At 57.9% G+C, this 11,490-nt stretch carries 13 protein-coding genes; 4 read left to right on the top strand and 9 right to left on the bottom strand.

The genetic code is table 11. The features are described 5' to 3' along the window. Positions 1–98: 98 nt before the first annotated feature. Positions 99–398: a hypothetical protein gene (locus ACQ4MY_RS23125; protein ID WP_440096597.1), complete on the bottom strand. Its 300-nt coding sequence runs from the start codon at positions 396–398 to the stop codon at positions 99–101. Between the two features lie 80 nt (positions 399–478). Here ACQ4MY_RS23125 and ACQ4MY_RS23120 point away from each other — a divergent pair, with 80 nt between their 5' ends. The 3 genes from ACQ4MY_RS23120 to ACQ4MY_RS23110 are packed head-to-tail and all read left to right on the top strand — an operon-like array spanning position 479 to position 1,763. Continuing rightward, positions 479–742, top strand: coding sequence for a hypothetical protein (locus ACQ4MY_RS23120; RefSeq protein WP_440096596.1), 264 nt, complete (start codon positions 479–481; stop codon positions 740–742). A gap of 22 nt (positions 743–764) precedes the next feature. Next, positions 765–1,235, top strand: coding sequence for a hypothetical protein (locus ACQ4MY_RS23115; protein WP_440096595.1), 471 nt, complete (start codon positions 765–767; stop codon positions 1,233–1,235). A 30-nt stretch (positions 1,236–1,265) separates the two neighbouring features. Next, positions 1,266–1,763 (top strand): hypothetical protein, encoded by a 498-nt coding sequence (locus ACQ4MY_RS23110; protein ID WP_440096594.1) that lies wholly within the window; start codon positions 1,266–1,268, stop codon positions 1,761–1,763. Between the two features lie 14 nt (positions 1,764–1,777). Here ACQ4MY_RS23110 and ACQ4MY_RS23105 read toward each other — a convergent pair whose 3' ends face one another. Further along, on the bottom strand, positions 1,778–2,590 hold the full coding sequence (locus ACQ4MY_RS23105) for a VanW family protein (RefSeq protein ID WP_440096593.1): 813 nt from the start codon (positions 2,588–2,590) through the stop codon (positions 1,778–1,780). Positions 2,591–2,813: 223 nt separating this feature from the next. Between ACQ4MY_RS23105 and ACQ4MY_RS23100 the strand changes: the two genes are divergently transcribed. Then, positions 2,814–3,641, top strand: coding sequence for a glycosyltransferase family 2 protein (locus ACQ4MY_RS23100; protein ID WP_440096592.1), 828 nt, complete (start codon positions 2,814–2,816; stop codon positions 3,639–3,641). A 334-nt stretch (positions 3,642–3,975) separates the two neighbouring features. On the opposite strand, the gene ACQ4MY_RS23095 is transcribed toward ACQ4MY_RS23100, so the two are convergent. The 7 genes from ACQ4MY_RS23095 to ACQ4MY_RS23065 all read right to left on the bottom strand — a co-directional run bounded on the left by ACQ4MY_RS23095 (position 3,976) and on the right by ACQ4MY_RS23065 (position 11,427). Then, positions 3,976–4,560, bottom strand: a complete 585-nt coding sequence (locus ACQ4MY_RS23095) for a hypothetical protein (RefSeq protein WP_440096591.1) — start codon at positions 4,558–4,560, stop codon at positions 3,976–3,978. A gap of 84 nt (positions 4,561–4,644) precedes the next feature. Then, the gene (locus ACQ4MY_RS23090) at positions 4,645–4,827 is read right to left on the bottom strand and encodes a hypothetical protein (RefSeq protein WP_440096590.1); all 183 of its coding nucleotides are present in this window, start codon (positions 4,825–4,827) and stop codon (positions 4,645–4,647) included. A gap of 10 nt (positions 4,828–4,837) precedes the next feature. Then, positions 4,838–5,080, bottom strand: a complete 243-nt coding sequence (locus ACQ4MY_RS23085) for a hypothetical protein (protein WP_440096589.1) — start codon at positions 5,078–5,080, stop codon at positions 4,838–4,840. A 217-nt stretch (positions 5,081–5,297) separates the two neighbouring features. After that, on the bottom strand, positions 5,298–6,365 hold the full coding sequence (locus ACQ4MY_RS23080; protein ID WP_440096588.1) for a lipocalin-like domain-containing protein: 1,068 nt from the start codon (positions 6,363–6,365) through the stop codon (positions 5,298–5,300). After that, positions 6,355–8,826, bottom strand: coding sequence for an ABC transporter permease (locus tag ACQ4MY_RS23075; protein WP_440096587.1), 2,472 nt, complete (start codon positions 8,824–8,826; stop codon positions 6,355–6,357). Before ACQ4MY_RS23075 ends, ACQ4MY_RS23080 begins: the two co-directional genes overlap by 11 nt. Next, positions 8,823–9,476 (bottom strand): ABC transporter ATP-binding protein, encoded by a 654-nt coding sequence (locus ACQ4MY_RS23070; RefSeq protein WP_440096586.1) that lies wholly within the window; start codon positions 9,474–9,476, stop codon positions 8,823–8,825. Before ACQ4MY_RS23070 ends, ACQ4MY_RS23075 begins: the two co-directional genes overlap by 4 nt. 253 nt (positions 9,477–9,729) lie before the next feature. Then, entirely contained in the window at positions 9,730–11,427 is a 1,698-nt protein-coding gene (locus tag ACQ4MY_RS23065; protein WP_440096585.1) for a sulfatase-like hydrolase/transferase, read from the bottom strand. Positions 11,428–11,490: the final 63 nt, after the last annotated feature.

Below are 11,490 nucleotides of genomic sequence, written 5' to 3'. Positions count from 1 at the left end.
AACTGGCGACTCCCTGTAGTTGCAAAACCGCCTACACTTTTTCGGTTGAATTGCATGCCATCCAAACCTGAACAGCAACTCGAACTTGACCTAAAAAATCACCGCCCCACGGCGGATGAAATCCGTCGTTTGACCACAGGCGAAGCATTATTTTTCTCACCGCTGCTATCTTCCTGCTCCTCGCGCTGACCTCCCCCATTACCTCCAATGCAGCCAATGCCCACAGCCAACTCCCCGCCGACGTCGCCGTTTTCATCAACGACCGAGCCAACTGCGACACGCTTCGCGGCGACATCCCCGAGCCTGATCCGACGGATCCCGACAACCTCGCCCAGGTCATCAGCGCAATCAATCACGCCTGCCGAGGAACAGATGAGCGTCTGAAACAGCTCAAGCAAAAGTATTCAGACGACGATAGCCTGACGAACAGGCTGTCAGGCTACGAACCACGTATTGAAGCAATCGAGCGAGGTGACAATTGAAGTTCGACGAAACATTGGTCAACCGGACTGAGCGCTTTACCCTCGGCGTCGAAACCAGCACGGGTCGCCATTACGTTTCCATCCCCGTGAGCAGTCGTCTGGTCGATTATGAGGAATACTACGCAATCAGCGAGAAATCCTACGCCTTGTTTTTGATCGACTCAGCGGCTGCCTTGGCATTTGTCGAGCGCTGCCGGAACAGGCTGGAAGATGAACACCTGATGTTCCCGCCCGGTTCGGACCGTGGCGTCGCCACTTGATTGCCACCGCAGGAAATATCCCGTGACCGACAGTTTTCAAACGGCTTTGGATCAGCATGAGATCCCGGACTTTTTCAAAGGCAGCGGACGCTATTTTGCGCGCGGCTGCGACTGGGGTGATCACCTGCATATCGGCAATTGGCAAGGCCTGTGTGCCGCATTGAAAACGCAGGACACCCCGCAAAATACCCTGACCCGGCTGTTCGAAACGTACGTCGTAACCCTGAAGGAAAACTATGTTGACGCAGAGGGACTGCTTTGCAACATCACTGCTTATTACGTCCTCAAAAGCAAAATCACTTTTCTATCGGCGCAAGGCTACGACCTGATTGAGGCCCTTGATGAAACAAGTACAACAACGGTTGGCGTGCTCTTCCGACTGCTCCGGCAGGTGTATGACAAGGAAAACCAGGACCTGCCGAAGTACTCATTCGCTGAGGAACTGCAAAGGCTGAAGGACAGAGGTTGCACTGTCGATCTGGAAAAGCTTTAACGTCGAATCAAATGAACCAGGGAAGACCCCATGAATAAGCACGTGATCACATTGGCCAATGGCTGGACCGCCACCTTTGAAAACAACGGTGAGTTCCGCATGGGCGCAGAAGGTTGGGGCTTGCACCTGCAAGGGCCTGACGACAGGAGTATTCAGTACTTCGCCGACCAGATCATTGTGGTCAATGACGATGAAGGCACGCAGGCCCAGTCGTGTATTCGGCTCTCAAGTGACGGGGTTTACGGTTATTTGAGCACGGGCATGGATAGCAGCTGGGTGATTGATTTTGCCCGGGTAATGATCGCGCCCCACCGCATGAGTATTCATCACCACCACGACGCTTATGATGAGGGTATTTCGCTCTACGAACAGCCTGCTTTCAAACGTGCGCGCCAATACATACAAGTTGTCGGCAAGTTCATTTACCTGACCTTTCCGCTGACCAAAGTTCAGGACTTCCCCGCCGTCTGGAACGAGTACGTATCAATTCGTCGACGCCAACTGGATGAGCTTTACTTCAGAAACTGATCAGGCAAAAACCTCTATTCGATCAACTCGTCGGCAACCGCGTACTTGACCACCACGCGGTTGCGATAGAGCCGTTCGCGTTTCACCAGCTCACCGACCTGGCCTTTGTTCCTGATCTCTCGCCAGATTTCATTCTCGCGAAACACCCTGCCCGCCTCCCGCACAAACCGGTGCGCCTGCTGAAACACGTGATATCGATAATCGCGCACTTGATCACACAATAATTCGCCTTCCAGTTGCGTCTCGCCCACGTTCAACTTCAGTTGGAAGTGCCGGTCGGTCGGGTTGTGCAGCACCAGATCGATGTAGTTATAGAAAATCGCCGCGCCGGAGCCGAACGGCAGCACGCGCCCCTCATCCGGGAACGGGTCGAAGCTGTGGTTGCAACGCTCGACCACCACTAGCGGCGAGTGAATGGCCATCCAGTGGATCAGGTTGCTCAACTGACAGATGCCCCCGCCGACGCCACGTCGCGCCTCGCCGAACGACAGCTCCATGCCTTCGACATAGCCACGCTGACGTGTCGGGCGGCCGACCAGGCGGCAGAAGGAGAAGTGTTCGCCGGGGGCAATGGTGACGCCGTCGATGGCGGCAACGGCGAGTTTAAGGTTGATGACCTTGTTGTGTTGCAGGACGAGGTCGGAGTCGCCAAGTTTGCGGATCAGTTTCGAGGTGTGCTTGAGGTAGCGATACGGCAGGCGTTCGGCGGTGGCGGCCGGTCGAGCATAGCGTTTGCTGGAGCAGCGCCAGGCGATCTGGCGGAACAGTCTTTTTTGCCACACGCGTAGCCAGTACAAGGCCGGGTGGTAGAGGGAAAGTGGTTTCATCCGTGACCCAACGGCGACGCCGTTATCATCCTTGAGGCGTTAAAAGGGCGCGCATTCTAGCGTGTAATTCATGAAAAAAGCTGAGGCGTTGACTCGGTCTCATCTCGATACAACGGCGCCGCGCTGCAAAAACGGCAAATTAAGGTTCGCCTAAGGTTGCACCGTTAGCATCCGAGCTCAAGAAAGCACTGTCGCCCCTTTATCCGTGGATGAGTCTTTGCCCATGAGCGCGTTCAATTTACCCGCCCCACTACCGTCGAAGTTCAGTCTTGTGTTGGTCAATTACAAGACCCCGGACCTCACTCGTATGTGTCTGGAGCTGTTGCGTGAGCACGTTCAGGAACAGCGGATTCCAGTGTGGGTGGTGGACAATGATTCAGCCGATGAAAGTCTGGATTACTTGCGTTCGCTGGACTGGATCAATCTGATCGAACGGCGCTCACCGGGCAAAGAGCCTGGACACATTGCCCATGGCAAGGCACTGGATCTGGCGCTGGAGAAAGTTGAAAGCGATTATCTGTTTTTGTTGCACACCGACACCTTTGTCTACGACAAGGAAGTCTTCGCAATGATGATGCATGAGTGCACAAAGTCTGCGGATATCGCCGCGGTCGGTTGTGTCGAGCAAATCAATCGCGGCGCATTGAGAGATACCTGGCGCTTAACTTCGCGTTTTTGCAAGCACTATGTTCGTCGCGCAAAACAACAGTTGGGCTTGCGCTCGAAAGAACCAAAACCCTACAGGGAAACTCATCTGAAGAGTTTCTGCACCTTGTGGAATGCTCGATTGATGAAGTCCCAAGGCCTGCACTTCTGCATGGATGATCGCGTGCCGGGTTACACGCTACAGGACCGCATGGCGGCGCGCGGCTATGGCATCAAGTTTCTTTCGCCACGCAAGATATTCCGTTACCTCGACCATATCCAGTCCGGCACCGTGGCGGCGGCAGGCACCTACGGCAAAGAACATCGGCGAACCAAAATGTATCAGGCCACGCTCAAACGTTTTCAGGGGCAACAGGGTAAACCGGCTATACGCACATCAGCCTGATCGGTGGCAATAAAAAACGGCGACTTTTATAAGTCGCCGTTTTTTTATCTGAAATTGTATACATACACCTCCGAAGAGGTGTTCGCCCAGTGTAATGGCCTGGCAATCCATGCACCGGTAAAGAGCCCTGACACTGGGCGAACGGAAGGGATTTTAATGGAAGTTGGCGCTTATGTCGTCAGGCATAATCATGAAATTTATGTACTGAAAAGTTAAAAACTGTGTATCGCCGATATTTCCCGGCAAACTTTCCAGTCTCTTGGTTGAACTCAAATAGTATGATTATTCTCATACAACAAGCTGTACAAGAATAATCATTCTGTAGAGTTAATACTCAGCTCTCATGCTCGCTGGTCACTTTTAATATATCGGTGTAAGTGACGATGACGCTCTGGCCTTCTTTCAAATCCTTGAGTTTCGCCTGAATCTCTGGCCGTTTGACGTCGAGTGTTTTCGATTGCCCCGATGGGTTTTCCAGGGTTACCTGGTTTTTCTTCAAATCAATTTTGGTGATTTTCAGTTGCACCTGAACCTGACGGAACGCTTCGCCGCCGGGGTTATCGCTGCCCGGTGCCTTACGCAACTCACCAGTACGCTCGACTGAGCCAGGCAGACCTTTATCCACATCAGTATCGAGATAAGCGGCGACCGAGCGCTGCACTTCGATATCGACCTTATCGCCGGCCTTCAGATTGCCTAGGTTTTTTGCCTTGTCGCTGAGCTGAACGTGAACCGGCTTACCTTCGGCGCCTTCCAGTACCACCTGATGATTGGCCGCATCGACGGAAATCACTTTGGTGGTGACCTTATCCGCCTCAACCGTGGCGGACAACGGAATATCGGCAGCCAGTGCTGCAAAACTGGTGGTGGACAGTACAGTTGCGAGGGTGATGGCCTTGGCCAGTGCGTTGAGCTTCATAAGCGATACTTTCCCTGTGATGAATGGCAGCGCCCAGCGCCGACGTGTGTTCGGCGCGGGCGTGCCACTGAGCATAGACGCTGTTCAGGGCTTGGCTTTGGTTTGTTGCTTTGCGGTGTCCTGCGCAGTCGATTCGCCGCTGGGGGTGCCTTTGCCGCTGCGCTCGCGCTGTTTTGGATCGGTGGGGCGCAGTGCGTCGTTGTCGCGTTCGGTTTCGCCCGGTGGCCGGGGTTCGTCGGGGTGTTCGCCTTGGGTGATGGGTTTCATGGGGCTGTCCTCAGGCTTGGGGGTCGTCCAGTTCACGGGCGACGTTTACGGCGGGGGAATCCTTGTGCAAATCATCGGCTTTGGCGCGCAGGATCTGCCACTGCTCCAGGTCGATGGCGCCTTGGCCGAGCAGGTCGTCGGCGATGCGTTGCAGGTCGAAATAGTGGGCGTCGGGGGATTGCTGCCAGTAAGTCTCATCCTCGAACAGACGCTGCCAGGTGCTCACATCCGGGGCTTGCAGGTCATCGTTCATGGCTAATCCTCCATAGGTTTCCCTGTAGAGGAGCGCACACTCCACCAAGTTCAACCGAACCCCTGTAGGAGTTGCCGAAGGCTCGGGCCGCGTTCGGACGATCTTTTGATTTTGCCCTGCAAAAAACAAGATCAAAAGATCGCAGCCTTCGGCAGCTCCTACATGGGTTTGTAGGTTCAATCAGTAGGCATATCCTGGGGTCTGTATGTGGGGTCGATCAGTAGCCGGTCATTTCCAGATAGCCTCGGCCCGGATGGCTGCCGCTGATGCGCACCGGGCCTTCCCAGTAGGGGATGCGCAGGTTCATCCAGGCATTCGGATTGAGTGCATCGAGTGCGATGTCGAGGTGTTTGTCGGGGATGCGGATCGCCCAGCGTATCGGCATTTTGCGACCGGCCACTTCGGCGGTGTCTTGCGGGGTGAGCGTGATCTGCTCGCTGCGCAGTGTTTGCGTCTGGCCGTCGGCGGCGATCCAGGTGCCGGTCAGGTACGGTGCGCCGTCCTTCTGTCGAGTGCGGAAAAGCATGACTTTTTCACCGTTGTCCAGGTGCAGGGAGAGCCAGTCCCAGCCAGTCTGATTGGCGCTCAGCGGTTGGCTGCTCCATTCGCGATCGAGCCACGCCGGGCCGATGACGCTGTAAGTCTGGCCGTCGATCTGCAAGGTGCCGCTGGCCTGGAAAAACGGCTGACTGTAGTAATACGAGGCCTGCCCTTCTGCGGATTTGCGGCTGAAACCCTGGTCCCCCTGCAACACCAGCGGACGGCTGGAAGTGAGGTGCAGTTGATAGGCGAAATTCTTATCGCGAGCGCTGAGTTGCAGGTCACTCAAAGGATCGGCGGCCTGACTGGCGAACCGCCAATCATCGATCCACGCGTCGAACGGCGCCACCCGCACACCCGCCTGCCCGACGCCGCCCCGCGCATAACGCTCGGCGGCATGATGAACAGCGGCGGACGTTACCGCCGCATGGCCCAGCCAGATCGTCTGATTGCCCCACCCCGCTTGCTCGGGCAGCGCTTTCAAAGGGCTGCGAAACAACGTCCACTGCACACCGAATTCGCGGCCCTGCTGGTCCTTGAGATTGGCCGTGACGTACCACCATTCGATGCGAAAGCCGTCATGCGCGCCGTGATCCGCCGGAAAGCTGAACACCCGCCCCGGCACCACCGCAGCGAACGCCGCCGCCTCATCGCCCATGCCGGCAAAACCCTTCTGTTCGGGCGCGGGTTGATCGCAGCCGCCGAGCAGCAGCACCAGCATCAGCACCGCGCGGTTAATCCTCATGGGCAAACGTCCTCAACAAATCCGCCGGCTGCGAGCGGTACAGCGAATACAACGGCCATGCCGAAGCCAATAACGTCGCCAGCAACGCCAACCCCATCAATTGCAGCAATTGCCAAGGGAACACCCGCAACGGCAGGCGCCAGCCAAACGCCTGCACATTGATCACCGCGTCCAGACACCACGCCAGGGCAATCCCCAAAGGCAACGCCAACACCAGCGTCAACACCGCCAGCAGCCAGGTTTGCCCGAGGTTGAGCAGCATCAGTTGCCGCCGCGTGACGCCCAGTGCCCACAGCGGTGCGAGCTGCCCCAGGCGGCTCTGACTTTGCGTCAGCAGGCTGATAAACAACGCCACGCCCGCGACCGCCAGGGTCAGACTGTTCAATGCGGCCGTCGCTGCGAAGGTGCGTTCGAACACCTGAACCGACCAGCCCTTGAGCCGCGCCTGATCGACGATACGGCTGTCATCGAGCTGGAAGCGCGCTTGCAACGTACTCAGCAGCGGCGCGATATTCTGCGGTTCAATACGCAGGTTGAAGCGGTTCGGCGTCAGCTGCGGCCAGCCGCGCAGCAGGTGATTGACGTTGACCAGCAGATGTCCCTTGGGATTGCCGTAATCGGCGTAGATGCCGACGATGCGCGGCGACCACGTTCCATTGGGCGTGGGAATCGCCAGGTGTTCACCGGCGTGCAGTTTCAGGCGGCGGGCGAGTTGTTCGCTGAGCATTACCGCATCATCCGTCGCCAGGTGGCCCCACGGATCGCCGCCGCTGGCATCGAGCAACGGCCAGTGCTCGCGATAATGCGGGTGATCGATCACGCCGAAGACGTCCGCTGGCCAACCTTGCAACGTCACTGAAACCTGCCAGTTGGGCAGCACCGCGGTGACGTTCGGCTGCTGTCGGAGCCAGCTGCACATTTCTCGGGCCTGCGCGGGATTGCTCGGGTTGATGTAGAGCTCGGCGCTCAAGCGTTGTTCGAGCCAGTCGTTGAAGGTCTGGCGAAAACCGGCGGTCATGCTGCCCGCGCCGATATTGGCGGCGAGCGCCAACAACAACGCCATCAGCGCCAGGCTCAATGCCGGCAATTGCTGGCGACAATCGGCAAGAAACCATTGGCCGAGCACCGAACGGCTGCGCCCCAACAACTGATTCAAGATCGCACTGAGCAACACCGGCAGCGCCAGTGCAGCGCCGAGCAGCAATCCGGCCATCAGCACAAAACCGCTGGCCAGGCTGTCGCCCCAGATCAATGCCGCCAAGGCCACCACCAGCAGGACGGCCGCCAGCCAACCCTGACGACGCAACCATCGCGCGTATTGCTGATGCCAGGCTTGCGGGTCGGCCACGGCCAGCAACGGTAAACGCGCCGCGCGCAGCAGGCTGTTGCCGCCCGCGAGCATGGCGCCGAGCAGGCTCAAACCGATGCCGCTCAACCACCACCAAGGGCTCAGGCGCAACTGCCCCGCCACTTCCGCGCCGTACAAACCGCGCAGGCTGGCGGCGACGTCCGGCAACAAGACGCTGGCCAGCCAGTAGCCGCTGACCACGCCGAACAGTCCGCCGATCAGCGCCAGCACACCCAGCTCGACGATCAGACAACCGATCAACATCCGCGCACTGACACCACAGGCGCGCAACGTACGCAGCAAGCCTCTACGCTGTTCCAGGGCGAGACCGATAGCGGCATGGACGATGAACAGACCAACCAGAAACGAGAGAAATCCCAGGGCATCAAGATTGAGATGGAAGCTCTCGGTCAGGCGCGCCAGATTGTTTTCCTCATCGCTGCTTTTCAGCTGCAACTGGCCTTTGAATGAGGACGGCAATTCAGCGTGGAAATCCTTGGGCAACAACAGCCGCGACAGCTGCCCCGGTTGTTCGAGCAGGGTTTGCGCCATGCCGATGTCCACCAGCAACACGCCCGGCGCCATGTCCTTTTGTGCAAGCAGCGGCGGCAGTAAACGTCCGTTGACTGTCTGCGGCGTGGCACCCTCGGCGAGGTTCAGGGCTTGTAGGGTTTCCGGGGAAATCCAAGTGTTACCCGGAGGCGTGAAGAACTCGACGATGCGCTCGATCGGCATGGCCTGCCCGGCCACCGCCGAATCCGTTGGCAGCGACACCGGCTCGATGCCCATCAGTTGCAGCCGCTGGTTTTCGTGACCTTTGAGCGTCAGGCGGCCCTGCAACAGCGGCGACACCGGCCAGCCCTGCCGCCGCAGATCGACAAACCACTGCTGGGTAAACGTCGCCCCGCTTGGCGTGCTCAGGCTGGCCTGCGGTTCGCCACCGATCATCCGACTGGCGCGGGCGTAGCTGTCACGGGCCTGACTGTTCAGCGCTTCGACGCCGGTCAGCAGACTGGTCGCCAGCCACAACCCGGTCAGCACACTGAAAAACTGCACCGGATGGCGCCGCCAATGGCTGAGCAACGCGCGCAGGGTCTGGTGAAAAACCCTCACGTCAGCCGACCTTTGGACAGCACCACGCGCTGCGCCAATTGCGCCGCGACCCGTTGACTGTGGGTGACCATCAACAAGGTCGTCGGCGTGTCATCGAGCAATTCGAGAAGCAGCCGCAGCACTTCATCGCTGGTCGCTTCATCAAGGCTGCCGGTGGGTTCATCAGCCAACAGCAGTTTTGGTTGCGACGCCAATGCCCGGCCCAACGCGACCCGTTGTTGCTGGCCGCCGGAAAGTTGTTCGGGATAACGCCTGAGCAAATCACCCAAACCCAGGCGCTGCACCAGATGCGCCTGCCAGCGCGGCTCATGGCGCCCGGCCAGACGCGCCTGAAACGCCAGATTGTCCTCGACGCGCAGACTGCCGATCAGGTTGAACTGCTGGAACACCAGACCGATTTCAGTACGCCGCCAGTTCGCCAGTTGCGCCTCGTTCATTTCCTCCAGCCGATGCGCGCCGCTGCGGATGCTGCCGCGATCGACCTTGTCCAGACCGGCCACCAAATGCAGCAGCGTGCTTTTGCCGCTGCCTGATTCGCCCATCAGCGCCAGGCTGCTGCCGGCGTCCAGCGTCAGGTCGACGCCTTGCAGCACGGGCAACGGTCCTTGAGGAGTGAGATAACTTTTGAAAACGTTTTCAACGCGAAGCATGCCGCCACCTGATCGGTCAGTGTGGGGCAAGGATAGCGGATGCCGATGACCGCTCGGAATCTTGCGGTGAATTGAACGTTGAGTTTGTTGCAGGTAGGGCATGCGTCCGAAAGCTTGGCGGGATCGGAAGCAAACGCAAAAATTCAGTGAACCTCACACCGCCATCGCGAGCAGGCTCACTCCTACCTTTGGAATCCATTCCCCTGTAGGAGTGAGCCTGCTCGCGATGAGGTCTGCGGATTCCCTTCAAAACTCATTGCCCCGCCGCCACACTCGCCGGCGCCTGCGTCGGCGTGACAATACTGCCCAGATCAATATGCTTCCACTCCGGCTTCGCCCCCAACCGCGCATTAAACCGGTAGTTAAACGTGAATTCATCCGCCGTAGCCACGCTCAGTGGCTTGCCATAAACCGCCTCGATCCCCGCCAGGTCATAGCCCATCAACTGCAGCAGCGTCGGGAAAATGTTGTAGTGACTGGAGCGATCCTTGTTCACGGCCAGTTGCGCTGACCAGTCCAGCGTTTTCAGATCACTGCCCTGAATCACCACCAGCGGCACCAACCCCTCCTCCTCCACCGGATCGCCACCGCAGTGCGTGTTCAACCCCGGATTACCGCGCTCATGCAGATCCTGACCATGGTCAGACGTATAAATCAGCAACGCATTATTCAGATTGGCCTGGGCAAACACCCGCGCAAAAAACTCGCCGACGTTCCACAACACGGTGTTCTTGTAGGCGTTGCGGTACAGCACCCAATCATCGGGCTGGCCATTGAAACCGGTGCGCTCACCGGTATCCGCCACCTCGGTGAACTGACCGCGCGGCAAGGTCGGGCGATACGCCATGAACGCATCGGGATATTTGTCGTGCACCGGAAAATGTGCACCGACCTTGTTGATCACCACCAGCTGCGGCTTGTCGTCGTTGAGCAACTCGATCAGTTTCGCCGCGGCCGCCATGTCGCGATCGCGCACGCTGGTCTGGTCGAATTGCACGAACTCATCGATATCCTTCTTTTCGGTGTCAGTCATCAGGTTCTGCAGATTGCCGCCGGTGCGCTGGGCGTCGATGTACACCGTGCGCAGCCCGGCCTTTTTCGCGTACTGCCAGATCGACGGCAGCGTGCTGTTGATGCGCATGTAATCAGCGCGGGTGCCGCCGTAGCGCAGGGTGACGTTGGTGTCGGCGCTGCAATTGGCAATGGACGCGGCGTAGCCGTAATTGAAAATGTCGACGCCTGAGTGCGCCTGTTTGAGGTTGCTGTGCACGCCGAACGGCGCGTTGATGTCGAGGTAATTGCCGGAGATGCTTTCATCGATGATCAGCACGATGTCATGGCCGACGGGTTGCGAAACGCGCGCCAGCGTTACCGGTTCACGCGGGCCGACGGTGTTGTGCAGCGCCTCATAGGCAAACAGATTGAGGTAGGCCAGCGGCGTGTACATGATCGGCAAGCCGCGGGCGCCCTCACCCGCACGTAAAAACAGCACCCCGCTCAGCAGCAACACGGCGCACACCGGTGCCGCCACGCGCAACGCATTGGGTATCACCAGCGAATGGCGAGGCTTGAGACCGATACCGAACAGCAGCAACAAACCGTTGAGCACGCCGTGGAGGATCGCATCGCGATACTGATACGCGGCCTCCTGGATGAAGCCACCGGAATACACCAGCGAGACAAAACTGCTGTAGTTCAGGTAATCGGCAGTGACCCGTGTATAGACATCAAAAAACACCGCAGAGGCAAACATTACCAATGCGAATAAATGTCGAACGAGGGTCTGTCGTATATAGGCCGTTAGATATAATGCTAAAGTAAGCGCCAAAAACATCGCGCCAAAAAGAACTACAGAAAAACCGAGGCCGATAGCATTTAACCGCTCAATGTAATATTCGCAATAAAGCAGCAGATAAATAACTAAAAGCAGTTCTTTGAGGTATCGAAACATGGCTTTTCCGGTCGCGCGAGACGGCAAAGGGTCAAGGTTTTGTCGGTCAAAATCTGACACTAG

Origin of the sequence: Pseudomonas sp. SM4, assembly GCF_051913165.1 — a bacterium.
In the GTDB taxonomy this organism is placed as follows: Bacteria; Pseudomonadota; Gammaproteobacteria; order Pseudomonadales; family Pseudomonadaceae; genus Aquipseudomonas.
The sequence above is the reverse complement of the archived record's forward strand: the minus strand, read 5'-3'. Positions and strand labels throughout refer to the sequence as shown.